Below are 25857 nucleotides of genomic sequence, written 5' to 3'. Positions count from 1 at the left end.
AATAGAATGTGCTCTACATCACGTTTATTGGCACGGCTCCTGCAGGAGACCCGCGCCATCGAGGCAAGCGCCGGCAGCGCCGCACCTCGGAGACAAGACGCAGGGGGACGAGACAGCTAAGCCCGCGTCCGCAACGCCAACTGCCGTACCCAACCAAAAACCCGTTAAGGACAAAGGCATACCATGAAGAATGTGCTCGCCACCGCCCTGATCGCCGCCCTGGGCTTTGCCGCCCTGGCCCCGAACCAGGCCTCCGCCGCCGATGGCACCATCAACATCACCGGCAGCGTCACCGCCTCCACCTGCAAGATCAACGGCGCCAACAGCCCGGCCACGGTCAACGTGACCCTGCCGACCGTGTCGACCACCTCGCTCGGCACCGCTGGCGCCATCGCCGGCCGCACCGCGTTCGCCCTGAACCTGAGCGCCTGCGGTTCGCTGACCAAGGCCCAGACCTACTTCGAGCCGGGTCCGACCATCATGGCCGACGGCAATCTGAAGAACTCGTCGGGCACCGCAACCGGCGTCGAAGTGCAGCTGCTCAACAACGACTTCAGCGCGATCAACCTGGCCGGCACGGCCTCCACCCAGGCTTCGCAGCAGATCGCCCTCGCCAGCGGCGCCGGCAACCTGAACTACTACGCGCAGTACTTCGCGACCGCCGCCGCTGGCGCCGGCACCGTGAGCACGACCGTGCAGTTCACCATGATGTACCAGTAAGACCCGCTCGCAATAAGCGGTGTTGCAAGAGGCAAGTCAGCGCCGGAACCCCATGAGGTTCCGGCGCATCTCCGCCGCAAGGCGGCAGTAGTCAGTTCGCAGCGAGGGAAATCCATGAGGAAGTTTGTCTGCGCCCTGGGCGCGGGCCTGCTGGCCCTGTGTCTCGGCGCTCCGGCCGCGCACGCCAATGTCCTGATCGGCGGCACCCGCGTGGTCTTTCCGGCAAAGGATGGCGAGGTCACCGTACGCCTGACCAACGACAACGACCACCCCGTGCTGGTCGAGTCGTGGATCGATCGCGGCGATGCGCATTCCACCCCCGAATCCGTCGATGTGCCGTTCCTGCTCACGCCTCCGCTGTTCCGCATGGAAGCGAAGAAAGAGCAGAGCCTGCGCATCGTCTACACGCACGAGCAGTTGCCGGCCGACCGCGAGTCGCTGTTCTGGCTCAACGTGCTCGAAGTGCCGCCCAAGCCCACCGGTGCACAGGCCGAAGGCCAGAACCTGCTGCAGCTCGCGCTGCGCTCGCGGCTAAAGCTGTTTTACCGTCCGGCCGGCCTGCAGGGCGATCCGCTGAAGGCGCCGGCGCAGCTGAGCTGGAAGGTCGACGCCGACGGCAAGGCGCTGGTCGCGCACAACCCCACGCCGTACCACGTCACCATTTCCGAGCTCAGCGTCAGCGTCGGCGGCAAGTCCGTCGCGGCGGAGCTGGGCATGGTCGCGCCGCTGTCGGATCTGCGCCTGCCGCTGCATGACGGCGCGCCGAAGCCGGCCGCCGGCAGCGTGGTGAAGTTCACCGCGATCAACGACTTCGGCGCCGCCGACAGCTACACGGGCGCGGTCGCGCCGTGAGCTTCGTGCGCGCCATGCAGCGCAGCCCCGCCTCCGGCCAGCCGGCCCGGCGTGCGTTGCTGTGCATGGCGATTGCCGGTGTGCTCGGTGGCTGGAGCCTGGCCGCATGGGCTGCGGCTCCCGCTGCCAACGGCGCGGCCGCCTCCGGTGCCGAAGCCGCCGCGCCGGTGGAAGCGAGCTTCGACCGCAACCTGTTGTCCGGCGCCGGCCGCAATACCGGCGACCTGTCGCGCTTCGAGCGCGGCGCGGTGATCGTGCCGGGCGTCTATCGCACCGACATCTTTCTCAATGGCGCCTGGGTGGCGCGCGGCGACGTGCGCTTCGCGACCCCGGCGCCAAACGCCAACGCCATCCCCTGCCTGTCCAAGGAACTGTTCGACCGGCTCGGCCTGCCGCTGCAGAAGCTCTCCGCCGAGCAGCAGGCGAAGCTTGCCGACGCGCAGGGCTGCCTCGACATCGGCAGCCTGATCGACGCGGCGACGATGACGTTCGACCAGCCGAACCTGCGCCTGGACGTGAGCGTGCCGCAGGCCTGGCTGGGCACCCGCGCGCGCGGCTACGTGAACCCGGAAAACTGGGACCGCGGCGTCAACGCGGCGCTGCTCAACTACAACTTCAACAGCTACCGCACGCGCAACGGCGGGGTCAGCCAGACCTCGTCGTTCCTCGGCCTCAACACCGGCATCAACCTCGGCGGCTGGCAGCTGCGCCACGACTCGACGCTGATGATGCAGTCCGGCGCCGCCGGCGCACCGTCGCGCCGCCACTGGCAGAACATCGATACCTACCTGCGCCGCGACCTGCCTTCGCTGCGCGCGCAGATGACCATCGGCGATTCGTACACCGGCGGCGAGCTGTTCGACAGCGTCAGCGTCCGCGGCGTGCAGATCGCCACCGACGACCGCATGCTGCCCGACTCGCTGCGCGGCTACGCGCCGACCGTGCGCGGCGTGGCCGAGTCCAACGCCAAGGTGACGGTGCGCCAGAACGGCATCGTGCTGTACGAAACCACGGTGGCGCCCGGCCCGTTCGTGATCTCGGACCTGTATTCGACCGGCTACGGCGGCGACCTCAACGTCACCGTTACCGAGGCCGACGGCCGCATGCGCAACTTCACCGTGCCGTATGCCTCGGTGCCGCAGCTGCTGCGCCCTGGTGTCACGCGCTTCTCGGTGGTGGCCGGCGAGCTGCACGACACCTCCATCCATGCCAAGCCGGCGATCGCGCAGGCGACCGTCCAGCACGGCTTCACCAACCTGCTGACCGGTTATGCCGGCATCGTCGGCACCTCCGGCTACGGCGCGGTGCAGGTCGGCGGCGCGTTCAACACGCATTACGGCGCCGTGGCGCTGGACGTCACCGCGGCGCGCACCGAGATCCCCGGCCAATCCAGCCAGGACGGCCAGAGCGTGCGGCTGAGCTACAGCAAGATCATCCCGGAGAGCAACACGTCCTTCAGCGTGGCCACGTACCGCTATTCGACCAGCGGCTACCTGGGCCTGCGCGATGCGCTGCTGACCCGCGACATCGCGCGCGGCTACCGCTACGTCGATCCGACCACGCTCACCACGGTGAACGGCGTAACCACCAACGACCTGCTCACGCCCGAGCAGCGCCAGGCGCTGCAGGGCGTGTCGAACAACTTCAGCAACTTCACCCGCCAGCTCGACCGCCAGCGCAGCCGCTTCGACATCAACGTCAACCAGCGCCTGGGCCAGTCCGGCGGCACGGTCTACGTCACCGGCTCCGCGGTCGATTACTGGAGCCGCAGCGGCACCGACGTGCAGTTCCAGGTGGGCTACAACAACGTGTTCCGCCGCCTGAGCTACAACGTATCGGCCACCCGCGTGCGCGACGTCAACGGCCGCTTCGGCAACCAGTTCTTCGCCAGCATCTCGGTGCCGCTGGGCGACAGCGTGCATGCGCCGACCTTCGGCGCCACGGTGAGCCACGACAGCAACGGGCATTCGCTGGCGCAGGGCACGCTCAGCGGCACCGCCGGCGTCGACAACGAATACAGCTACGGCGCCACCGCCACGCATGACAACGGCGGCAACGGCGCGGACTCGAGCAATGCCGGCACCGTGTACGGCGGCTACCGCAGCCCGTTCGCGCAGTTCAACGCCAGCTATGGCAAGGGCAGCGGTTATTCGCAGGGCTCGATCACCGTCGCCGGCTCGGTGGTGGCGCATCCCGGCGGCGTGACCTTCGGCCAGCCGATGGGCGACACGGTGGCGATCGTCTCCGCGCCGGACGCCAAGGGCGCGCGCGTGCTCAACGCCGCCGGCGTGCGCATCAACGGTGCCGGTTACGCGCTGGTGCCCTACCTCACGCCGTACAACCTCAACACCGTGCAGATCGATCCGAAGGGCCTGCCGCTGTCGGTGCAGATGGACAGCACCAGCGCCCAGGTGGCGCCGCATGCCGGCGCGGTGGTGATGCTGCACTACAAGACCGAAAGCGGCCGCTCGATGATCGTGCGCGTGAAGCAGGCCGACGGCCGCGTGGTGCCGTTCGGCGCCGAAGTGGTGGACGAGCAGGGCAAGAGCGTGGGCGTGGTCGGCCAGGCCGGGCGTATGCTGGTCCGCGTCGGCGGTGACCGCGGCGTGCTGAGCGTGCAGTGGCAGGATGCCGACGAGACGGCGCTGCGCTGCCAGTTCCCCTATCAGTTGCCCGCGACCGCCAAGGGCGCGGCGGACAGTTACGAGAAGCTCGACGCCACCTGCACGGCGGCGGCGGGCAACGGGAGTCACCCGTGATGCGCACCTGCCTATGGTCCCGACGCATCGGCGGCCTGTTGCTGCTGGCGCTGCTGCTGTGCCTGCTGCCGCTGGGCGCCAGCGCGGCGGTGAACTGCAGCATCACCAACAACACCTTGACCATCGGCGACGTCAGCGTGTCGCCCAGCGCGCCGGTGGGCACGGTGCTGGGCACTTCCGGCAACGCGGGCATCACCATCAGCTGCAGCGGGATGCCCTACGACAACACCACGCAGGGCAAGGTGGTGACCATGCAGGCGGGCAACCTCGCGCCGCGCGACGCCTCGGACGCGACCACCGGTGCCGGCATCTCCTTCGCCACCAACGTACCCGGCGTGGCGCTGCTGGTCACCGCAACGCCGGTGCAGGCCGATGCGCAATCCTGCCTGCGCTGCGGCCCCGGCAGCACCGCCGGTTTCGAACCGGTGACGGTCAACTATCCGCCCAGCAGCAACAGCGCGACCGCGACCTTCACCGCCAAGCTGGTCAAGACCGGCCCGATCACGCCCGGCGCGCTGGGCTCGATCCAGTTGATGCAGTTCTACTGGTACGTCTACGGCAAGACCGCCAGCGTCGGCCCGCTTTCCAGCCTTACCTTCAGCGGCGGCAATGTCACCGTGATCGCCTGCTCGGTGAATACCGATTCGCAGACGCTCAACGTCGCCTTGCCGCAGGTGAGCACCAGCGCGCTGACGGCCGTCGGCGCCACCGCCGCGACCACGCGCTTCAATATCAACCTCAGCTGCCAGTCGGGCTCGAATGTGTCGATCACGCTGAGCACGTCCACGCCGGGCACCGGCGCCGGCGTCATCGCGCCGGCCACCGGCACGGGCAAGGCGACAAATGTGGGTGTGCGCCTGCTCGACGGCAGCCGGAATCCGGTGACGTTCAACACGGCCAAGTCCCTGGGCGCCACACCCAATGGCCCGCTGAGCATTCCGTACTACGCGCAGTACTACCTGACCGCCACGCCCGCCGGCAGCGGCCAGGTGACCGCGACGGCCACTTACACGCTGACTTACCAATAGCGCCCTGAGCGCCAGTCAGCACGGCCAGCTGCGGTTGGCCGCCATCCGTCGCCGCTGCCGGGGAAGGCGCGGCGACCTGCAGGGGGAACAACGTGATGCGTCGGATTCTGCTGCTGTTAGCGGCAACCATGCTTTGGCTGCCGCTGGGCGCGCAGGCCAGCTGCAGTTTCAGCAGCGGCAATACCGCCAACGTCAACATCTCGTTCGGCAGCACCACCATCACCATCGATCCGAACCTGCCGGTGGGCGCGACGCTGGCCAGCTCCAGCCAGTTCTCGCCCACGCCGATCTCGCAGATCTCGTGCAACAGCACCACCACCATCGGCGTGGTCAACGTCGCCGGCAGCCAGCCCGCGTCGGGCGCCACCATCTTTGCCACCGGCGTCGCCGGCATCGGCTACCGCGTGACGCATCCGGATGCGTCCAGCTACCTGCGCGCCTATCCCGGCGATTCGATCGGCAGCGGCAGCTACCAGATGTCGGTGACCTCCGGCCTGGAGTTCGTCAAGACCGGCACGATTGCCAATGGCGCCACGGTGGGCGGCGGCACGCTGGGCTACTGGCGCTACGACAACAACCGCCGCGTCGAGAACTTCAACCTCAGCACCGCGCTGACCTTCGTGTATCCCTCGTGCTCGGTGAACACCAGCACGATCAATATCGTGCTGCCCGCGGTGTCGAGCACCGCGTTCAATGGCGTGGGCACCGTGGCGGGCGCGACGGTGGTGCCGATCGCGCTGCAGTGCGCGGCGGGCAGCCAGCTGTATATCCAGTTCGACACGGCCACCGCGGCCAGCGGCACCACCGGCGTGATCGCGCCGGCGACCGGCACCGGGCGGGCCAAGAACGTCGGCGTGCAATTGATCGACAAGACCTTCGTGCCGATCACGTTCGGCACACCGGCGCTGGCCGGCGCCACCCCGAACGGACCGCTGACCCTCACCTACTACGCCCGCTACTACCAGACCGCCACGCCGGTCGCGGCCGGCTCGGTGAGCGCGACGGCGACCTTCACCCTGTCGTACCAGTGACGCTTCAGTCGTAGGTCTGCGTGACCAGTTTCGGCTGCGCGCTCAAGTATTGGCCGAAATAGACGATTAAGGGATCTGAGGCGAGCGGCGTGCCGATGGTGTCGCTCACCGACAGCGCGTAGGACTGCGCGAGCTGGCCGGGCGTGGGGCTGGCCCCTTCCGAACAGCGATAGCGATGCGGCGCCTGCGCGCCTTGCGCATCGCCGATGCGTTGGGCACTCGCCGAACAGGTCGGTTCGACGATTCTTCCGGAGAAGACGATCGTCCCGCCATCGGCCATCGCCACGGCCGGCGCGAGGCTCATCGCGACCAGGCCAGCCACCAGCGTCTTGCGTATCCAGATCCGCATCCCGACCTCCCGCGCCCCCTCAATCGGATGAGCGCTTTTCCGGTCTGTCGGCTGCCGGCGACCGGGCTTTAATCCGAAATCTGATGGGCGTTGGGATTTGTGATGTGCATCACAATGCGGGAGCGTATGTCGTAAGGCCTATGGCCAGAAGCTCGATGTAAATCAAAGATTTGTGATTTATTTGTTCGGCCTGAGTGCGAAATAACCGCTAGCCTGCGGCGGGCGCAGGAGATTTTCTGAGCGGGCACCGGCCCGCTCATGCTGGCTTGCAGAGGGTGTCGGCCCGCCGGCCGGAAACTTCAGCGCGAGGAGATGTACTTCTCGCGGCGGATCTGCGGCACCGGCAGGCCGTATTCCTTCAACGCGTTGAAGGCGCCGTCGACCATGTTCGGATTGCCGCACAGGTAGGCGATGTCGCGGTCGGCGCTGGGCGACAGCTCCGCCAGCACGCCCTGCACGTGGCCGCTGCGGTCGTTCGCGCGCGGCTGCGCACGGGCCTGGCGGCTGAGGCAGGCGTGGAAGGAAAAGCCCGGGTTTTCGGCTTCGAAGGCTTCGAATTCCGCGCCGTACAGCAGCTCGGTCTCGTTGCGCGCGCCGTACAGCAGCGCCACTTGGCGCCCGCCCTGGGCCAGCAGCTCGCGCAGCAGCGGCAGCATGGCGCGGTACGGCGTGACGCCGGTGCCGGTGGCCAGCAGCAGATAGCGCGGATGCGCGTCGCCCGGCTGCAGGCAGAAGCGGCCGTAGGGGCCGCTGGCCTCGATGGTCTGGCCCGCTTCCAGGCTGCCCAGCAGCTTGGTGGCCGCGCCGCCGTCCACGTAGCTCACCGCGATCTCGATGCGCTGGGCGGGCGAGCGGCCGTCGCCGACGGTGGCCACGGAATAGCTGCGCTTGGTCGGCGTGCCGTCGTCGTAGTGGAAATGCACCTGCAGGAACTGCCCGGGCACAAACGCGAGCACCTGCCCGTCGGCCCGCTCGAACACCAGGTGGCGCACGGTGGGAGCAAGCATGTAGCTGTCGACGAGGCGGAGGGTGAAATGATCGGCCATGGGAATCCGGAAACAGTGAGTGCGCCCCGCGGAACCGGCCGGCGGGAACCAGCCCGCTATAATAGGAGGCTGGCCCCTTCGGCGCAGCCCATGCCCACCCAGCCGTCCTCATCCGCCCCCGCCCTCGTCGTCGACAACCTGCGCAAGACCTACGCCAACGGGGTGGAAGCCCTCAAGGGCATCAGTCTGACCGTCGAGCCCGGCGACTTCTTTGCCCTGCTAGGCCCCAACGGCGCCGGCAAGTCGACCCTGATCGGCATCCTGTCCTCCCTGGTCAACGCCAGCGGCGGCGACGCGCGCATCTTCGGCGTCTCGGTCAACCAGCAGCGCGGCAAGGCCATGCAGCTGATCGGCCTGGTGCCGCAGGAAATCAACTTCAACGTCTTCGAGAAGCCGTTCGACATCTGCGTCAACGAGGCCGGCTTCTACGGCATCCCGCGGCGCATCGCCATGGAGCGCGCGGAGAAGTACCTGCGCGAGCTGCGCCTGTGGGACAAGAACCAGGAGACGGCGCGCACCCTGTCCGGCGGCATGAAGCGCCGCCTGATGATCGCCCGCGCCATGATGAACGAGCCCAGGTTGCTGATCCTCGACGAGCCCACCGCCGGCGTGGACATCGAGATCCGCCGCTCCATGTGGCAGTTCATCAGCGGCATCAACGCGGCCGGCACCACGGTGATCCTCACCACGCATTACCTGGAGGAAGCCGAGCAGCTGTGCCGCAACATCGCCATCATCGACCGCGGCACCATCGTGGAGAACACCACCATGAAGGGCCTGCTGTCGACGCTGGATTCGGAAACCTTCGTGCTCGACGTCAGCGGCGTGCCCGGCGAGCTGCCCGCCCTGCCCGGCGTGACCCTGCGCCGCCTGGACGAGCACACGCTGGAAGCGGAAATGTCGCGCGCACACGATCTCAACTCCATGTTCACCGCGCTGTCCTCGCACGGCGTCACCGTCACCTCGATGCGCAACAAGACCAACCGCCTGGAAGAGCTCTTCGTGCGCCTGGTGGAACAGGGCCGCAACGGCAAGTCCGCGCAGGAGCAGGCCGCATGAATGCCTCCGGCAACCTCGTCGCGCTGGGCACCATCGTCCGCCGCGAAATCGTGCGCATCCTGCGCATCTGGACCCAGACGCTGATCCCCCCGGCGATCACGATGACGCTGTACTTCGTGATCTTCGGCAAGCTGATCGGCAGCCGCATCGGCACCATCGAAGGCGGCTTCAGCTACATGCAGTACATCGTGCCGGGCCTGGTGATGATGAGCATCATCACCAACAGCTACGGCAACATCTCCAGCTCGTTCTTCGGCGCCAAGTTCAGCCGCGCGGTGGAGGAAATGCTGGTATCGCCGATGCCGAACTGGGTGATCCTGCTGGGCTATGTCACCGGCGCGGTGACCCGCGGCATGATCGTCGGCGCGGTGGTGCTGCTGATCGCGCTGCTCTTCACCCACCTGCAGGTGGTGCATCCGCTGGTCACCTTCGCCTCGGTGCTGCTGGGCGCCACGATCTTCTCGCTGGCCGGCTTCGTCAACGCGGTGTACGCGAAGAAGTTCGACGATATCGCGCTGGTGCCGACCTTCGTGCTCACCCCGCTCACCTATCTGGGCGGCGTGTTCTATTCGGTGAACATGCTGGCCGAGCCGTGGCAGAGCATCTCGCGCGTCAACCCGATCCTGTACATGGTCAACGCGTTCCGCTTCGGCGTGCTGGGCGTGAGCGACGTGAATATCGGCGTGGCCTTCGGGGTGATGCTGCTGTTCGTGGCCGGCTTGTCGACGCTGGCGCTGTTCCTGCTCAAGCGCGGCGTCGGCCTGCGTTCCTGAGGCCGTCCATGCGCGTCAACAAATACATCAGCGAGGCCGGCATCTGCTCCCGCCGCGAGGCGGACGAGCTGCTGCTGGCCGGGCGCGTCAGCATCAATGGCGAAGTCGTCAGCACCGGCGCCAAGGCGCTGGAAGGCGACGAGGTGCGCGTGGACGGCGAAGTCGTCAAGGCGCGCATCCTGGCGGCGACGCCGGCGGCGAAGCGCGCGGTCTATATCGCGCTGAACAAGCCGGTGGGCATTACCTGCACCACCGATCACAGCGTCTCCGGCAATATCGTCGACTTCGTCGACCATGCGCAGCGGGTGTTTCCGATCGGCCGCCTGGACAAGGATTCGGAAGGCCTGATCCTGCTCACCAGCAACGGCGATATCGTCAACGAAATCCTGCGTGCGGAAAACGATCACGAGAAGGAATACCTGGTGGGGGTGAACAAACCCGTCACCGAGGAATTCCTCGCCGGCATGGCGCGCGGCGTGCGCATCCATGGCCAGCTGACCAAGCCATGCCGCACGCGCAAGATCGCTCGCTTCGGTTTCGGCATCGTGCTGACCCAGGGCCTGAACCGGCAGATCCGCCTGATGGCCGCCGAGTTCGGCTACCGCGTCACCCAGCTGCGCCGCGTGCGCATCATCAACGTGAAGCTCGGGCACCTGAAGCCGGGCCAATGGCGCAACCTCACCGAAGCGGAATTGAAGGGCCTGCTGCCCAACCGCACGCAGTGGTGACACCCCGCGCTTGAGCGAAGCACGCTTGAACGAAGTGCGACCGGCCGCTTGACGCGGACGGCTTCCGCGGCTATATATTTAGCAACTTCGTTAATTGCTTAAAAGCTGATGGCCGCCGATCTGATCTTCGAAGCGCTCGCCTCCCGCCCCCGCCGCGAAATCCTGGCCTATCTGTCGGCCCAGGAGCTGAGCGCGGGCGAGATCGCCAGCCGCTTCGCGATGAGCGCGCCGGCCATTTCGCGCCACCTGTCGTTGCTGGAAGGCGCCGGCCTGGTGACCAGCGAGCGGCGCGGCCAGTACGTGGTGTATCGGCTCAACAAGGACAACCTGGTGAACACGCTTACCGGGTTCGCCTTCGAGATCTGTCCCAAGGCCGGGCCGCTCAAGCGCGAGTCCCGCCGTCTCGCCACGCGCAAAGAAAGCTGACGCGGCGAAACGGCGGCAGGGGGAATTCAATCGGGTAGTTCGTACCGGTGGTGCCAGGGGCACCGCCACGGAGGAGTGCGTCATGGCGATACAGGCACGCAGTACCGGCAGTTTTCCTGCAGCGACGATCGCGTCGCCGCACGGCGACCTGCCGGTGGAAGTCACCCTGATCGCACAGCTCGGGCACGGCGTCGGCGATCAGATGCATGCCGGCGCATCGGCACTGCAGCGGGCGCATCCTGCCTTTGTCGATGAGCTGGATGAGCCTTCCACCAAGCTGGGCGGCACCGATTTCGCCAAGGGCGACGCCACCGCGCTGTATACCTTTGCGGTGGGCACGAAAGGACATCCGTTCCACCGCCATGCCGGGCATCGGGTGTTCACCGCCATCTCCGGCAGCGGCGGCGCGCAGTTGCGCTTTTCCACCGCCACCACCGCGGAGCTGGCTGCGGACCCCGCGCATTTCGCGCGCGAGCTGCATCACATCAACCTTCCGCCGGACTGCCTGTTCACCGTGCGCTTCGACGGTGCGACCTGGCACCAGTTCGCACCGCTGGACGCTGCGCATCCGTCGCTGTTCGCCATCTCCTGCCACACCAATGAACTCGGTGGCGAGCTGAGCGAAGACTTGCGTCGACAAGTGCTGGCGGGCCACGCCTCGATTCCCTCGCTCACCGAAACGCTGCCCGACAACGTGGCCCAGTGGCTCGCCGCGAATCCACCGTCGGCGGAAGACGTGCCGACCATCGCGCTCGCGCTGGAGGCCGCACCGGGTTCGCTGCAGAGCCGGCTATGCCGCTACGCCCGCGGCATGCTCGGCCGCCTGCGCGGGCTGTGCGCCACCTGTCGCAAGGCAGGTGGCTTCCTGTGGGAATCGCAGGGGCGCCTGCCGGTGCAGGCGATCGACACGCCGGCAGATTCGCTGCTGCGCGGGCAGCTCGAACACAGCCATCAGCATGAAGACATGGTGCGCATCCGCCTGCACGATCCGGCGCTGGCCAGGGCCGGTGCACCGCGCCTGCTGGCCGATCTGCTGGACGGCTTCCTGCGCAATCCGCCGTCGAGCGTGTCGCGCATGATGGCGGTGCGCAACACGCTGGTGCGGCCGCTGGGTCTGCGCACCTCGTCGCTGGGTTGCCCGGTGTCCTCGCTGCTCTCGCGCCACGCAGGAGAGACCTTCAACGGCCGCTTCCCGGTGTTCGCGCAAGCCGCGGATGCGCGGCATGCGCAGGTCATCCTCGGCGCCGACGACAAGCACCTGCGCTTTCGCTCCTGCGTCGCCGTGCGCATCGTGGACGATACCCATATCGAACTGAGCCTGGGCACGCGGGTGCACTGCAAGAACCGCTTCGGCGATATCTACATCGCGCTGATCGAACGCGTGCACCGCCACCACGTCAGCCCGGCCATGCTGCGCCTTGCCGCCGAGCATGCCTTCGTGCGCAAGGCCGAGCGCAGCTCGCCGCTGCGCGTGCTGCCGCTATAGCGACTGGATGTAGGCGCCGAGCGCCTGGATATCCGCCTCGTCCAGATTCTGCGCCACGCCTTCCATCAGCTTGCCGTTGCTGATGCCGACACGCTTGCCGTGGTGGTAATCGCCCAGCTGCTGGCCGATGTAGAACGCCGATTGCCCCGCCAGCCGCGGGAACGTTTGCCACGCGGTATGAGGCGCGCCCAGCCAGCCGCCTGTCGGGCCCTGTCCTGCCGCACCATGACAACCCTGGCATGGCGGCACGCCCTTGGCCGGATCGCCGGCAAGGAACAGCTGCGCGCCACGCGAGGCCGCATCGGGTTTGCCCGCCGGCTTGGCCGGCAGCGCGGCGTAGTGCGCGGCGAGGTTGCGCATGTCCTGGTCGCTGAGCGTCGCGGCCTGGCCGGTCATGATCGGATCGTTGCGCTGGCCGCCTTTGAACGCCTTCAACTGCAGGTAGATATAGGTCGCCGACTGGCCCGCCAGATTGGGGAAGTTCGGTGCAATCGCCACACCCTGCGGGCCATGGCAGGCACCGCATACCGCGGCCTTGCCCGCGCCGGCATTCGCATCGCCATGGATGGGCGCTTGCGCCCGCACGTCGAGCATCGCCACCGGTTTCGCCGCGGCACTCGCCGCGGGCGCCGGCGCATCCTGCGCGAAGGCGCACGGCAGCATCAGCGTAAAGACCGCGACTGAAAGCTGACGGATCATCGCGGCCTCCTCACAGCTTCACGTTGAACAGCGCGCCGAGCATGGTCACGCCGTAGTGGTGCTGCGGCCCCTTGTCGGTATAGATGCGCTGGCCGTAGCTGAGCGTCTGGTCGAAACCCAGGTAATGCCAGTCGGTGAAACTGCCGGTTTCGCGGCGGCCGAACAGGCGCACGCCGAAGCGGCGGGTGAAGTCGAAGTTGAAGCCCAGGTCCAGCGTATTGCTGCGGTACTTGTTGTCCGGAAAAGCATTACCCGCCGCCGCTGCAGCATCCGGCCCGCGATAGGCGAGCGCGCCGATGGTGGCGTAGTTGTAGCCGACATGGCCGAACGAGCCGCTGTAGCTGTAGCTGAGGTCCGCGCGCACGCGGCCAAAGTCATGAGTGAGAGTAAAGCCGGCATTGCTGTTGCGCTCGCGGTCGAATTCCCACCACTGGTTGCCGTACGGATACAGCGGTCCGCCGAGATTCGGGTTGGTCTGCCCCGGCGTGCCCAGCGCCGCGCCGGCCGCGCCGCCGTCGGAGTCGCCCACGTTGGAAATCCCCATGTGCGACGTTTCGATCCCCAGATACGCGCTGGCGGTGGTGCGCGCGCTGGGCTGCCAATCCCATTGCAAGGTGGCGCCGGTGCTGCGCGTGTCCTGGCGGCCGATCGGCGTGGCGTACTGGTCGCGGTTGCCATAGAAGGTGGCCGACACCGTGGAGGCGTCGCCGAACGGATAGATCAGGATCAGCCGCGCCTTGCTTTCGTCGCGGTCGGACAGGTCGTACTTGCGCATGTCGGCGACGGTATGCGCCGGCAAGCCATTAGCCGGATCGACGAAGCCCGGCAGCGATTCGGAAAAAAACTGCGCGTAAGGGTCGTAGTTATAGGGCCCGCCGCGACGCCGCGCATATTCATAACTCGCGCGCACCGTCGCTTCGCCGAACGAGCGCGACATCCATGAAATCTTGACGCGGTGTTCGTCCACCCGCTTGCGTTCGCGATATTTCGGCTCGTTGTAATCGAAGGTATAGACCACGCCCAGGCTGTCATGCCGCCCGAGCTGCCAATCGCCGCCCAGCTCGAACAGCGTGTCGTCATAGCCGTACGGCACGTTGCGCACGGTGACATTGGACGACCGGTACAAGGAATTGCGCGGATCGAAAATGCCTACCTCGCCCGGCACGATGCTGCCCTGCGAGCCGTTCTCGGAGATATAGCCGTATTGTCCGGTCTGCGGGTTGTAGGCCAGGTAGCGCGTCTTGTTGTCCTCGCGGTACCAGCGCAAACCGGCATGCCAACCGAAGCTGGATGACGGATGGAAGTTCACCCGCGCATCGAACAGGCCGGTATCGATGCGCGCATTGGCATTGCGCTGCGACAGCGCCGCCGGCGTATTCCAGTCGGCGCAGGGCAAGGTGTAGTTGGGGCCGCCGACCGGCGCCATGTTGACGCCCAGCACACCGGTGCACGTCACCGGCGGCCGCAATGCGGCGTTCTGGCGCATGGTGCCCCACGCGGCGGCGACGCTGAACTGGCCATTGCCCTTCAGCTCGCGCGACAGGTCCAGGCGCAGGTTGTGGTAGTCGTTGTCCGGCTCCAGCGAGAACTCGCCCTGGTAGATGTTCGCCACCTGCGGCACGCCCACCACGTTCTGCAACTGGAACGGGCTCTGGTAGTTCAGGTAGTCCTTGTGGTTGCGGAAGAACGAGCCGGTATAGGTGCCGACGAAGTGCCACACCTTGCCCACCTTGCGCAGCGACAGGTTGACGTCGGTGGTGGAGAAATCGATCGGCCGCACCGTCTCGTTGACGCCACCCTGCAGACCGTTGAAGGCGAAGAACATCGGCCCGCCCCACAGGCGCGTGCCTTTGCGCTCCTCGTTGCTGATCGCTGCCGTGCCGATCCAGCCGCGATACAACTCGCCTTCCAGCGACAATCCGCTGCGCGTGCGCGTAAGGCCGATGGTCCGGCGCGGCGCCGCCGCCGAAGCCGCCGCGATCTGCGCGGGCGTGCTGCCGCCCGGCGTGAGCGAGGCAGGCAAGGTGAGGTTGCTGCTGCCGATGCCGTTCCAGATCGGGAACGCGTTGGTCGACACCGTATGCGGCATATCGCGATAGAACGCTTCCAGCCGGTAGCTGCCGTACTTGCCGGCGCGCAGGCGGTAGTACTGGTCGTCCGCGCTGAGTCGGCTGGCGCGGAATTCCACGTATTCGCCGGTACGCCGGTTGTCGAACATCAGGCCGAGATAGCCCAGCGCGAAACCGTTCTTCCAGTCGCTGTACTGGCGGAAGAACTCCGCATTGCGGTCGCCGTTGAGATGGATATAGCCAAGTTGCAGCAGGCCGCGATAAGTCCAGTCGCTGCCTGCCGCGATGGGCGTGCCGTCATCGGTCTGCGGCGGATACGGATAGGGCACGCCGGTCGGCGTGCGCTTCATACCTGCATGCAGCCAGGACATGCCGTTTGAGAGCGGGCCATCCTGGATCCCCGCCATCATCGGCGTCCACCCACGCGGATCGAGCGCATTGCCGTACTGCATGTCGCCCACGCGCATGGTGTCGCTGCCGTCCGCCACCTGCGCCACGGCGGTTCCCGCCGCCAAGCCCGGCAGCGCGAGGAGAAGGAGCTGGAGCTTGCGCATCGTCCGCCTCCCTCACTTGTGGAACTTCGGTCCGGACGGGTTGTTGGACCCGTGGATATTGGTGTGGCAGGTCAGGCAGCCGCGGCCCATGATCCGTTCGTCCGGCGACACACCGTTGCCCAGGCCCGCGGCGCTCTGCAGATCGTTCGGGTGTTGCGTCATGGTGTGGCACTGCTGGCACAGCATCGGGATCGGCGCCACCAGCAAGGTCTGCTGGTTGGAGCCGTGGACGTCGTGGCAGTTGAGGCAGTTCTGCCGCACCGGCGCGTGCTCGAACAGGAAGGGGCCGCGTTTTTCGGCGTGGCAGCCGTAGCAGGTCTCGTTGACCGTGTCGGTCTTCAGCAGCGGCTTGGTGATGGTGCCGTGCGGGTTATGGCAATCGGTGCAGGCGATCTGCCCTTCCGGCAGCGGCATATGCGAGCGCCGGTTGAACTTGGCGCGGATGTCCTGATGGCAGGTGCTGCACACCTCGTTGATCGATGGCTTGGCCAGCACGCCTTCCGGCGACAGCCGCGCCATCGGATTGTGGCAATCGCTGCAGGACAGGCCGCGGTTCTCATGCACCGACCCCAGCCAGTGCTGCCGCGCGCCACCGGCATGGCAGCCGAGACAGACCTGGGTCTGCGCCTGCACCGGCGTGCCGCCGTCGTGAGTGAAGGCGATGATCGAGCCCTTCGCGGCGGGGTTCTTCGCATGCAGCGAGCCCGGCCCATGGCAGGTCTCGCAAGCCGCCTGCGGCCCGCTGTTGGCCGCGCCGACGCGGAACGAAGCCACGTGCAGCGAATGCGAGGCCTGTACGTTTTCCAGCGCGTGGCAGGCGATGCAGGTCTTGGCGCCGACGGCGTCGGCATCCGGCGCCAGCGGGTTCTTCGGGATCGGGGCCGCATCGAACGGGGTGGCCGGCGAAGCGCTGACGGGGCGCAGATGCGGGTCGCGGTTGCGCGCGTCGTTGGCGCCCATGTCGGTGGCCGGCAGCATCCGCGCGATATCGCTCTGGCTCAGGCCGGACGAGCCGGCTGGAGCCGCCTGCTGCGCCAGCGCCCCCGGTGCCAGCAGCGCGCCCAGCAGTCCGATGGCCGCGCAAAGCAACATCCCTGGCGAAAACGGGAACACACGCATGGCGGAACCCCATTGGCTAGCGTGAAGCACCGGCGGCTCGCCCCCAAGGCCGGTGCCGCCAGGAGTATTCACCCTCGCCGAAACGGGAATAAGCCCTCGTGCCGAAAATGATTGTCCAAGGCACGAGAACAATCGCGAGTTGTGGCGACGCAGCATGGCAACGCCAGATCTTGCGCTAGCCTGAAAAACGGGGGCTCATCCCGCGACGGGAGCCGGGACATGCAGGATCTCAACGACATCCTCTATTTCGTGCAGGTGGTCGAGCACGGCAGCTTCACGGCCGCCAGCCGCGCGCTGGGCATGGCCAAATCGCAACTGAGCTTCCGCATCGCGCGGCTGGAAGAACACCTCGGCGTGCGGCTGATCCAGCGCACCACGCGGCGCTCGCACGTCACCGAGATCGGCCGCCGCTACTACGACCAGTGCTGCCTGATGCTGGCCGCGGCCGAACGCGCGCAGGAGGTGATCGACGACGCCCAGGCGATCCCGCGCGGACGCTTGCGGGTGGCCTGCCCGGTGATGTTCGCGCAGTTGCTGCTGGCACCGGTGCTGGTCGGTTTTCTGCGCCGGCATCCGGACGTGCAGGTGGACCTGGATATCTGCCACCACCAGGTGGACGTGGTCGCCAACGGCTACGACATCGCCTTCCGCGTGCGCGCCTCGGTGCAGGATTCCAGCCTGGTGGTGCGCAGTTTCGGCATGGATCCGCAGATCCTGGTCGCCAGCCCGGAACTGCTGCAGCGTGCCGAGCCCCCGCAACAGCCCGCTGACCTGCGCCACCTGCCCAGCGTGAGCGTGCTGTCCTGCGAAGGCCGCCATTTCTGGACCTTGCTCGACGCGGCCGGCCATGCGCAGCGCGTCGAACATCATCCCAGCCTGGTCAGCGACGACTTGCAGGTGCTGTATCAAGCGGTGACCGGTGGCTTAGGCATCGCGCAGCTGCCGCGCTTTATCTGCCGCGAACCGATCGCGCGCGGCCAGCTGGTGCCGGTGCTGCCGGCCTGGAGCCTGCCGCCGGGCAATGTGCATGCGGTGTATCCGTCCCGCCACGGGCATACGCCGGCGATGCGTTGCTTTATCGACTACGTCGCGGAGCATTTGCCGGATGTGCTGGCGCGCGCGCAGCGGGGGGCGCCGGGCGGGGATGTGAAACCGTTGCTGGCGGTGGCCTGAGACCGCGCCGCGGGGCTGGCAAAGCCCCACCTGTCCCTGCAAGAATTCACGAACCGTCGCGCCAAAGGGGGAGCGATGGACTCGCGCCCGCACCGGACGCACTTATATCAACGGACGATATCCAGGGACCCGCACATGCAAAGCAAACTCCTGCCGGCACTCGGCCTGCTGGCCGCCTTCGCTTGGACCTCGCCGCTGCTCGCCGCACCTGCCGACGACACGCCGGCCGCGGAAGAGAGCGTGCCCGCCGAGGCGCAGGCCTTTCTCAAATCGCTGCATCCGGCCACCGGCGACGTGGTGGTGCCCGGCGCGCAGGCCACGCTGAAGCTGGAAAAGGGCTATAGCTTCCTGTCGGCCAAGGAGTCGCAGGAGGTGCTGACCCGGCTGTGGAACAACCCGCCGGACCAGGACGTGCTGGGCATGATCCTGCCCAGCGAAGACATGAAGGTGCTGCTCGACGACAAGGCCTGGGCGGTGGTGGTGACCTTCGTCGACGAGGGCTACGTGTCCGACGAGTACGCGGCCAAGATCGACTACAGCGCCATGCTCAAGGACATGCAGGATGCCAGCAAGGACGAGAATGCCGAGCGCCTCAAGCAGGGCTATCCGGCGATCGAGCTGGTCGGCTGGGCCGAGCAGCCGCATTACGACGCGGCTTCGCACAAGCTGTACTGGGCGCGCAACCTGAAGTTCAAGAAGGCCGATGGTTCTTCCGACAGCGCCTCGCTGAACTACGCCATCCGCGTGCTCGGCCGCCGCGGCTATCTCTCGCTCAATGCGGTGGCGCCGATCGACCAGCTGGCGCAGGTGCGCGCGGATATGCCCAAGGTGCTGGAGATGACCGAGTTCAACGACGGCGAGCGCTACGCCGACTACAACTCGAAGACCGACAAGCTCGCCGCCTACGGCATCGGCGCACTGGTGGCCGGCGGCATCGCCGCCAAGGCCGGCCTGTTCGCCAAGCTCGGCGTGATCCTGCTGGGGCTCAAGAAGGTGATCATGGTCGGCATCGTGGCGCTCGGCGGCTTCTTCGCGCGGTTGTTCGGACGCAAGAAGACGCAGTAAGCCGCGCACCGCGCGGCTACGCAGGTTGGGGTGAGCCGCAGGCGAACCCCGACACCGCCAGTTCCAAGCGCAGCGCAACGTTGGGGTTCGCCGGCGGCTCACCCCAACCTACAACGGGGTGTCGAGCCTCACGCCCAGCGAGGACAGGCAACGCAGGCCATCGGCGCTGGGCACCAGCGCACGCCCCTGCGTAGCGCGGCGCAGCCAGCCCGCATCGAGCATGGCCGAGGTCAGCGCCACGCCGAGCGGGCCGCCGACATGCAGGCGCCGCTCGGTCCAGTCCAGGCAGCCGCGGCCATGCAGGCGCAGCAACTGCCCGGTGGCCTGCACTTTGAGGCCGGCGGAAGTCAGCGCTTCCGCGCCGGCGGGCAGCAGGCGCAGGCCCTCGCTGGCGGCCTCCAGGTAATCGCGCGCCAGCAGGCTTTCGCACAACGCCACGCCGAGCTGGCCGGCGAGATGGCGGTAGCAGGTGCGTGCGCGGCGCACCGCCGGATCGGCGGAGGACTTCGGCGCCGCGTCACGCGTACGCGGCATGGCCAGCGCTTCGAGCATCGCCGAGACCTCGTCGTCGGCGAGCCGGTAATAGCGATGCCGGCCCTGCGCGTGCAACGCGAGCAGGCCGCCGTCGAGCAGGCGTTTCAGATGCGCGCTCGCGGTCGCCGCACCGATACCGGCCACTCGCGCCAGTTCGCCGGCCGGACGCGCGGTGCCGTCGGACAAGGCCAGCAGCATCGCCGCACGCGCTGGCTCGGCCAGCAGGGCGCCGACTTCGGCGAGCTGGTAGCGGGTCATGGCGGGGGCGTCGGTCATGCAGGGCAGTCTAGTCGGGTGCGGGATAGGGACGGTTCGTTCGGCGGCGAAGGGTGGGGGGAAGACAGGCCGGTATCAGAAGCCATTTGCCCACCATTGGCTCATGTCCATGCGGCATGGACATCGATAATATTTGGACATAACTGTCTAAGTAATTGTTTTTGCAATTGTCTAATATTGACTTTCGTCCATGCGGCATGGACAATCCATCTTTATGGACAAAGATCTCCGCCAGCACGAACACGAAGTCCTGGCTGCCGCGATGAAGGCCGGCCAAGCCCAGGGCCTGACCTGGACGCAGGCCGCGGGAACCCCGGCCCCCGGCACGCACCAGCCGGATGCCCTGCTGCAAGCCCACTACGCCGGAAAGACCGTGGACTACGTGGCGGAGATCAAGACGCGCCTGCGACCGGCCAACCTCGCCCTGGCCGCCAGGCAGGTGCGCCGGTATGGCCCGCGAGGGCTGCTGGTCGCCGACTACGTCACACCCCCGATGGCCGACGAACTGCAGCGCCAGAACGTCCCCTTCATCGATACCGCCGGCAACGCCTATTTGCCCACGCCGGAGTTCCTGGTCTGGGTGAAAGGCCAGCGGCCGACCGGGGCGGCGCACACCACCAGAACGGGCGGGCGAGCCTTCACTACAGCAGGCCTGCAGGTGTTGTTCACCCTGCTGTGCCATCCCGACTGGATCGACCTGCCATACCGCGAACTGGCCGCGCGCGCCGGCGTGGCGCACGGGACCATCGGCGGCGTACTGGCCGAACTGCCCGCGCTCGGCTTCGCCATCACCCTTGGCAAGCGCCGCCGCCTGACCCATGGCGATGTCTTGCTGCGGCAATGGGTCGATGCCTACATCCGCACCCTGCGCCCGAAGCTGGTGCGCCAGCGCTATCGCGCGCAAACGCTGGCCTGGGCGACGGCCGAGGATGTGCATGCCCACGATCTGCTGCTGGGCGGAGAAACCGCTGCTGCACAGCTCACCGGTTATCTGCGCCCGCAGACCGTCACGCTCTACGGCAGGAAACCCGATGCACGCTTCCTGGCCGAGCACCGCCTGCTGCCCGACCCCAACGGCAATGTGGAGCTGCTCGAACGCTTCTGGGATTTCCCCACCGAACGGGCCGGACTGGCGCCCGACGTGCTGGTCTACGCCGACCTGATGGCCATCGGCGACGCGCGCACCATCGAAACCGCGGACAAGCTCCATGAGCGCATCGTCGATCGATTTAAGTGAGGACGGGCGGCTGCGTTTCCTGGCCGAGGTGACTCGCGCCATCCAGCTCCATGCGAATGGTGTCCCGTTGCTGCTGGTGGGAGCGATGGCGCGCGACCTGCTGTTGCTCTATGCGCACGGCATAGAAACGGCTCGCGCTACGGCGGATATCGACATCGCCATAGCCGTAGAGCATTGGCAGCAGTTCGAGGAGCTGCGCAGCCGCCTGATCGAAGCGGGTGGTTTCGTCGCCGAGAAAGGCCATCTGCATCGACTACATTACGGGCCCGTACTGATCGTGGATCTCATTCCCTTCGGCGGCGTCGAAGCAAGCGACCGCCGCATCGCCTGGCCGCCCGAGGGCGCGCAGGTCATGACCGTGCTCGGTTACCGCGAAGCGGCGCGCTCGGCGCTGGACGTCGCGCTGCCCGGCGGGGCATCCATCCATGTCGTCTCGCTGCCCATGCTGGCGGCGATGAAACTGGTGGCCTGGCGCGAACGGCGCGATACGGCACCCGGCAAGGACGCTGCCGATCTTTGGCTGCTGCTCATCACGTATCCGAATGCCGGCCAGCATGAGCGGATGTATGACGTTCGTTTGCTCGATGCCGACGACTATGACTTCGAAACCGCCGGCGCCTGGCTGCTCGGCACCGACGCACACGAAGTCATGCGCCAGGATCAGCAGGCGCTGGATAGCCTGCTGGACATCCTTCGCCCGGAGCTGGATCGCGATGGTCCGCTGCGGCTGATCTCCGACATGCCGCGCTCGACCAACGCCGATCGAGCGCTGCGCTTGCTCGATGCCTTCCATGCCGGCCTGTCCGGCAAAGCATCGCCTTTCGCCGGCCATTGAGACGAATCCCGTCAAAATGACGGGATACTGACGAGATAGCTGAGTATCCCGTCATTTTGACGGGATTCGTCTGCGAATCGCGGGCCATCGACCTGACTGTCTGGACAGCAGCCCGAAAAAAAGGGCGCCATCAAGGCGCCCTTCTTCATCCACGCGACTGGCGCTTACTTCGCCAACCCATCCACCACCGCATTGAACGTCGCGCTCGGGCGCATCGCCTTGCTCAGCAGGGCGAGGTCCGGATGGTAGTAGCCGTGGATATCCACCGCCTTGCCCTGGGCGCCGTTGAGCTCGCCGATGATCTTCTGCTCGTTGTCGGTCAGCGTCTTCGCCACCGGTGCGAACTTGGCCTTCAGCTCGGCGTCTTCGTTCTGCTCGGCCAGGGCCTGGGCCCAGTACATCGCCAGGTAGAAGTGGCTGCCGCGGTTGTCCAGTTCGCCGACCTTGCGCGCCGGCGACTTGTTGTTGTCGAGGATCTTGCCGTTGGCCTGGTCGAGCGCCTTGGCCAGCACGCCGGCCTTGGCATTGTTGTAGCGGTTGCCCAGGTGTTCAAACGAAGCGGCCAGGGCCAGGAATTCGCCCAGCGAATCCCAGCGCAGGTAGTCCTCTTCCAGGAACTGCTGCACGTGCTTGGGCGCCGAGCCGCCGGCGCCGGTCTCGAACAGGCCGCCGCCGGCCATCAGCGGTACGATCGACAGCATCTTGGCGCTGGTGCCCAGCTCCATGATCGGGAACAGGTCGGTGAGGTAGTCGCGCAGCACGTTGCCGGTCACCGAGATGGTGTCCTGGCCCTTGCGGATGCGCTCCAGCGAGAAACGGGTAGCCTCGACCGGCGACAGCAGGCGGATATCCAGGCCGCTGGTGTCGTGGTCCTTGAGGTAACGCTCGACCTTGGCGATGAGCTGCGCATCGTGCGCACGCTTCGGGTCCAGCCAGAACACCGCCGGCGTGCCGCTCAGGCGCGCGCGGGTGACGGCGAGCTTGACCCAGTCCTGCACCGGCGCGTCCTTGGTCTGGCACATGCGCCAGATGTCGCCGGCTTCCACCGCGTGCTCCAGCAGCACCTTGCCGCTGTCGTCGAGCACGCGCACCACGCCGTCGGCGGCGATCTGGAAGGTCTTGTTGTGCGAGCCGTATTCCTCGGCCGCCTGCGCCATCAGGCCCACGTTCGGCACGCTGCCCATGCTGGCCGGATCGAAGGCGCCGTGCGCCTTGCAGTCTTCGATCACCACCTGGTACACGCCGGCGTAGCTGCGGTCGGGGATCACCGCCTTGGTGTCCTGCAGCTTGCCTTCGGCGTTCCACATCTTGCCGGAGTCGCGGATCATCGCCGGCATCGAGGCATCGACGATCACGTCGCTGGGCACGTGCAGGTTGGTGATGCCCTTGTCGGAATTGACCATCGCCAGCGCCGGACGGCGCGCGTACTCGGCCTTGATGTCGGCGGTGATCTCCGCCTGCTTGTCGGTCGGCAGCGCGTTGAGCCGCGCGTAGAGATCGCCGATGCCGTTGTTCGGATCGAAGCCGATCTGCTTGAGCGTGTCGGCGTGCTTGGCCAGCACGTCCTTGTAGAACTCGCTGACCACGATGCCGAACATGATCGGGTCGGAGACCTTCATCATGGTCGCCTTCAGGTGCAGCGAGAACAGCACGCCTTCCTGCTTGGCGGCGGCGACCTGGGCGTCGACGAAGGCGGCCAGCGCCTTGCGGCTCATCACGGCGGCGTCGATGATCTCGCCGGCGCTGATCGCGGTCTTGTCCTTCAGCACCGTGCTCTTGCCGTCCTTGCCGGTCCACTCGATCTTCACCGAGGTGGCCTGCGCGACGGTGGCGGACTTCTCGCTGCCGTAGAAATCGCCGCCGTCCATGTGCGCCACGTGGGACTGCGAATCCTTGCTCCACGCGCCCATCTTGTGCGGATGCTTGCGCGCGTAGTTCTTCACCGAGAGCGGTGCGCGGCGGTCGGAGTTGCCTTCGCGCAGCACCGGGTTCACCGCGCTGCCCTTGGTGCGGTCGTAGCGCGCCTTGGCGTCCTTTTCCTGCTCGTTCTTCGGCTCGTCCGGGTAGTCCGGCAGCGGGTAGCCGCGCTGCTGCAGTTCCTTGATCGCGGCCTTCAGCTGCGGCACCGAGGCGCTGATGTTCGGCAGCTTGATGATGTTGGCGTCCGGCGTGGTGGCCAGCTGGCCCAGCTCGGCAAGATCGTCGGCAACCTTCTGCTCGGCTTTGAGCACGTCCGGGAACAACGACAGGATGCGGCCGGCCAGCGAGATGTCGCGGGTTTCCACCGCGATGCCGGCGGAACCGGCGAAGGCTTTGACGATCGGCAGCAGCGACTGCGTTGCAAGGAACGGTGCTTCGTCCGTGAGGGTGTAGATGATCTTGGGGGTGTTGGACATGTCTGGCCTCTTGCAACGACGTTGACAGGAAGGGGGCGCCGCCGGGCGGCGGGCGGAACCGGTCACATGGCGACGGGATCCACGAAAGCCAAGCATTGTCGCGTGTTCGCCGGGACGACGGAACCGGCGCGGGGCGTTTTTGTCCAATCCTCCGAGAGGGGACGTACGGCCAGGTACGGGATCGAAGCCGCGACACGCGCATGGATACGTCACGCAAAACATCAGACGATGACGAGCCCCGCCCTCCCCGGACCCGCAAGGACACGCCATGCACCGCCGCCCCGCGCCGCTCCTCCCCAGGACCTTCCTGTTCCCGCTCGCGCTCATGGCCGCTGCCGGCTCGGCCCACGCCGCCGAAAGCACCACCCTGCTGAAGACCACGCGCTCCTGGGACGGCACGCCCTATCCGGCCTATCCGGCCGGCCAGCCGCAGATCACCGTGCTGCGCATCGTCATTCCGCCGCACAGCACGCTGGCCTGGCATCACCATCCGGTGATCAATGCGGCCTATGTGCTGAAGGGTGCGCTCACCGTGGAGAAGCGCGCGCAGGGCGAGGGTTCGACCTGCTCTCTCGCCGACGGCGAAGTGCTGCCCGAGCTCGTGGGCCAGGTGCACCGCGGTTACACCGGCGACGAAGGCACCACCCTGATCGTGTTCTATGCCGGCACCGCCGGCGCCGACATCACGGTGCCCGACGTGCTGCCCGCGCGTGATACGCCCGCCCAACCGGCGCCGCCATGCCGCGACCTCGCCAAACGCAATGGATCGCAGGCCTGAAACGACGAAGGGCGCGGCATGCCGCGCCCTTCGCCATGTCGGGACCACCCGGTGCGTTTACTTCACCGAGAAATCCTTGGTTCCCGCAGGCTGGCCGTTCAAGCTGACATCCACCTTGTAGCTGCCGGCGGGCCAGCCGTCCGGCTTGCTGATCTCGAACGAGGTGGTGGCCGGCCCGGTGGGGGCGATGCTCTTGCTGTCTTCCTTCACCGTCTGGCCGTCCTGGTAGGTCCATTTCACCGCGATGGTGGCATTGCCGCTGCCGCTGGTGCTGACCGCGGCGTAGATGCTGTCCTTGGGGGTGAAGCTGGTGGTCGCGGTGGTGACCTTCTGGTCGGCGCCGACGGCACTGCCCAGGTCGATCGAAACCAGGCTGACGGCCGGCGCGGGGGCCGGGGCCGCAGCCGCCGGTGCAGCAGCCGTGGCGGCGGCCGGCGGTGCGGCGGTCGGCGTGGCGGCCTCTTCTTTCTTGCCGCAGGCGGCCAGGGTCAGGGTGGCGGCGAGCGCGAAGGTGATCAGGTACGGGGTACGAGCGATCTTCATGCGGGTCTCCTCTCTCAGTCCTTGGCGGGGATCTTCAGCACCTGACCGGGTTTGATCAGGTCCGGGTTGCTCAGCTGGTCACGGTTGGCATCGAAGATGCGTTTCCAGTCGGCGTTGCCATAGAAATGCTTGGCGATCTTCGAAAGATTGTCGCCGGCGGCGACGGTATAGGTCTGGTCCCCGTCCGGCGCGGTCGAAGCGACCTTGCTCTCCACGTTGCTGAAGTCCGCCTTGGGCGCGTCGGGCGCCGTCGACTGGACATCGCTTTGCACGTTGGAGAAATCGGGTTTTCCTGTTTCATTGCCCATCGAACACTCCTCCT

The 25857-nt window shown here is 67.0% G+C and carries 24 protein-coding genes; 15 read left to right on the top strand and 9 right to left on the bottom strand.

The features are described from left to right. Positions 1-183: 183 nt before the first annotated feature. The 5 genes from AB4083_RS10190 (at position 184) to AB4083_RS10170 (ending at position 6390) form a co-directional block, all read left to right on the top strand. Complete coding sequence (locus AB4083_RS10190; protein WP_441607683.1) at positions 184-720, top strand: fimbrial protein; 537 nt, start codon at positions 184-186, stop codon at positions 718-720. A gap of 114 nt (positions 721-834) precedes the next feature. Then, positions 835-1572, top strand: coding sequence for a fimbrial biogenesis chaperone (locus AB4083_RS10185; RefSeq protein WP_441607682.1), 738 nt, complete (start codon positions 835-837; stop codon positions 1570-1572). Further along, a complete protein-coding gene (locus AB4083_RS10180) occupies positions 1569-4331 on the top strand; it encodes a fimbria/pilus outer membrane usher protein (RefSeq protein WP_441607681.1) in 2763 nt (920 codons plus the stop codon). The genes AB4083_RS10185 and AB4083_RS10180 overlap by 4 nt, the downstream gene beginning before the upstream one ends. Continuing rightward, positions 4331-5359, top strand: a complete 1029-nt coding sequence (locus tag AB4083_RS10175; protein WP_441607680.1) for a fimbrial protein — start codon at positions 4331-4333, stop codon at positions 5357-5359. The genes AB4083_RS10180 and AB4083_RS10175 overlap by 1 nt, the downstream gene beginning before the upstream one ends. A 95-nt stretch (positions 5360-5454) precedes the next feature. After that, complete coding sequence (locus AB4083_RS10170) at positions 5455-6390, top strand: fimbrial protein (protein WP_441607679.1); 936 nt, start codon at positions 5455-5457, stop codon at positions 6388-6390. Positions 6391-6394: 4 nt separating this feature from the next. Here AB4083_RS10170 and AB4083_RS10165 read toward each other — a convergent pair whose 3' ends face one another. Together AB4083_RS10165 and AB4083_RS10160 are read right to left on the bottom strand one after the other, a co-directional pair. Then, entirely contained in the window at positions 6395-6739 is a 345-nt protein-coding gene (locus tag AB4083_RS10165) for a hypothetical protein (protein WP_441607678.1), read from the bottom strand. Positions 6740-7038: 299 nt separating this feature from the next. Continuing rightward, complete coding sequence (locus tag AB4083_RS10160) at positions 7039-7785, bottom strand: FAD-binding oxidoreductase (protein ID WP_441607677.1); 747 nt, start codon at positions 7783-7785, stop codon at positions 7039-7041. A gap of 90 nt (positions 7786-7875) precedes the next feature. Here AB4083_RS10160 and AB4083_RS10155 point away from each other — a divergent pair, with 90 nt between their 5' ends. The 5 genes from AB4083_RS10155 to AB4083_RS10135 all read left to right on the top strand — a co-directional run bounded on the left by AB4083_RS10155 (position 7876) and on the right by AB4083_RS10135 (position 12257). Then, entirely contained in the window at positions 7876-8844 is a 969-nt protein-coding gene (locus AB4083_RS10155; RefSeq protein WP_441607676.1) for an ABC transporter ATP-binding protein, read from the top strand. Then, positions 8841-9617 (top strand): ABC transporter permease, encoded by a 777-nt coding sequence (locus AB4083_RS10150; RefSeq protein WP_441607675.1) that lies wholly within the window; start codon positions 8841-8843, stop codon positions 9615-9617. The genes AB4083_RS10155 and AB4083_RS10150 overlap by 4 nt, the downstream gene beginning before the upstream one ends. A gap of 8 nt (positions 9618-9625) precedes the next feature. Beyond that, positions 9626-10345: a pseudouridine synthase gene (locus tag AB4083_RS10145; RefSeq protein WP_441607673.1), complete on the top strand. Its 720-nt coding sequence runs from the start codon at positions 9626-9628 to the stop codon at positions 10343-10345. A gap of 108 nt (positions 10346-10453) precedes the next feature. After that, the gene (locus tag AB4083_RS10140; protein ID WP_441607672.1) at positions 10454-10771 is read left to right on the top strand and encodes a metalloregulator ArsR/SmtB family transcription factor; all 318 of its coding nucleotides are present in this window, start codon (positions 10454-10456) and stop codon (positions 10769-10771) included. Between the two features lie 82 nt (positions 10772-10853). Continuing rightward, on the top strand, positions 10854-12257 hold the full coding sequence (locus AB4083_RS10135; RefSeq protein WP_441607671.1) for a DUF2867 domain-containing protein: 1404 nt from the start codon (positions 10854-10856) through the stop codon (positions 12255-12257). Here the strand turns inward: AB4083_RS10135 and AB4083_RS10130 are convergent. The 3 genes from AB4083_RS10130 to AB4083_RS10120 are packed head-to-tail and all read right to left on the bottom strand — an operon-like array spanning position 12252 to position 16698. Further along, positions 12252-12956 carry a c-type cytochrome gene (locus AB4083_RS10130; protein ID WP_441607670.1) on the bottom strand — a complete coding sequence of 235 codons (705 nt, stop codon included), beginning with the start codon at positions 12954-12956 and terminating at the stop codon, positions 12252-12254. The genes AB4083_RS10135 and AB4083_RS10130 overlap by 6 nt on opposite strands. A 10-nt stretch (positions 12957-12966) precedes the next feature. Beyond that, entirely contained in the window at positions 12967-15579 is a 2613-nt protein-coding gene (locus tag AB4083_RS10125) for an MtrB/PioB family outer membrane beta-barrel protein (protein ID WP_441607669.1), read from the bottom strand. Positions 15580-15591: 12 nt separating this feature from the next. Continuing rightward, positions 15592-16698 carry a DmsE family decaheme c-type cytochrome gene (locus tag AB4083_RS10120; protein ID WP_441607668.1) on the bottom strand — a complete coding sequence of 369 codons (1107 nt, stop codon included), beginning with the start codon at positions 16696-16698 and terminating at the stop codon, positions 15592-15594. Between the two features lie 219 nt (positions 16699-16917). Between AB4083_RS10120 and AB4083_RS10115 the strand changes: the two genes are divergently transcribed. Together AB4083_RS10115 and AB4083_RS10110 are read left to right on the top strand one after the other, a co-directional pair. Continuing rightward, complete coding sequence (locus tag AB4083_RS10115) at positions 16918-17871, top strand: LysR substrate-binding domain-containing protein (protein WP_441607667.1); 954 nt, start codon at positions 16918-16920, stop codon at positions 17869-17871. A 135-nt stretch (positions 17872-18006) separates the two neighbouring features. Continuing rightward, positions 18007-18936 (top strand): DUF2167 domain-containing protein, encoded by a 930-nt coding sequence (locus AB4083_RS10110; RefSeq protein ID WP_441607666.1) that lies wholly within the window; start codon positions 18007-18009, stop codon positions 18934-18936. Between the two features lie 108 nt (positions 18937-19044). Here the strand turns inward: AB4083_RS10110 and AB4083_RS10105 are convergent, their stop codons facing one another. Then, on the bottom strand, positions 19045-19746 hold the full coding sequence (locus AB4083_RS10105; protein ID WP_441607665.1) for an ArsR/SmtB family transcription factor: 702 nt from the start codon (positions 19744-19746) through the stop codon (positions 19045-19047). Between the two features lie 214 nt (positions 19747-19960). Here AB4083_RS10105 and AB4083_RS10100 point away from each other — a divergent pair, with 214 nt between their 5' ends. Together AB4083_RS10100 and AB4083_RS10095 are read left to right on the top strand one after the other, a co-directional pair. Then, complete coding sequence (locus AB4083_RS10100; protein ID WP_441607664.1) at positions 19961-20983, top strand: type IV toxin-antitoxin system AbiEi family antitoxin; 1023 nt, start codon at positions 19961-19963, stop codon at positions 20981-20983. Further along, positions 20955-21818: a nucleotidyl transferase AbiEii/AbiGii toxin family protein gene (locus AB4083_RS10095; protein ID WP_441607663.1), complete on the top strand. Its 864-nt coding sequence runs from the start codon at positions 20955-20957 to the stop codon at positions 21816-21818. Before AB4083_RS10100 ends, AB4083_RS10095 begins: the two co-directional genes overlap by 29 nt. A gap of 164 nt (positions 21819-21982) precedes the next feature. Here the strand turns inward: AB4083_RS10095 and AB4083_RS10090 are convergent, their stop codons facing one another. Then, the gene (locus tag AB4083_RS10090; RefSeq protein ID WP_441607662.1) at positions 21983-24214 is read right to left on the bottom strand and encodes an NADP-dependent isocitrate dehydrogenase; all 2232 of its coding nucleotides are present in this window, start codon (positions 24212-24214) and stop codon (positions 21983-21985) included. Positions 24215-24482: 268 nt separating this feature from the next. On the opposite strand from AB4083_RS10090, the gene AB4083_RS10085 reads away from it, so the two are divergent. Beyond that, positions 24483-24992: a cupin domain-containing protein gene (locus AB4083_RS10085; protein WP_441607661.1), complete on the top strand. Its 510-nt coding sequence runs from the start codon at positions 24483-24485 to the stop codon at positions 24990-24992. A gap of 57 nt (positions 24993-25049) precedes the next feature. Here the strand turns inward: AB4083_RS10085 and AB4083_RS10080 are convergent, their stop codons facing one another. Next, positions 25050-25535 (bottom strand): hypothetical protein, encoded by a 486-nt coding sequence (locus AB4083_RS10080; protein ID WP_441607660.1) that lies wholly within the window; start codon positions 25533-25535, stop codon positions 25050-25052. A gap of 14 nt (positions 25536-25549) precedes the next feature. After that, positions 25550-25843 (bottom strand): LysM peptidoglycan-binding domain-containing protein, encoded by a 294-nt coding sequence (locus tag AB4083_RS10075; RefSeq protein WP_441607659.1) that lies wholly within the window; start codon positions 25841-25843, stop codon positions 25550-25552. Positions 25844-25857: the final 14 nt, after the last annotated feature.

This window comes from Dyella sp. 2RAB6, assembly GCF_052115385.1.
In the GTDB taxonomy this organism is placed as follows: domain Bacteria; phylum Pseudomonadota; class Gammaproteobacteria; order Xanthomonadales; family Rhodanobacteraceae; genus Dyella_D.
Note: the sequence above shows the minus strand (reverse complement) of the source record. Positions and strands in the feature narration are given on the sequence as shown.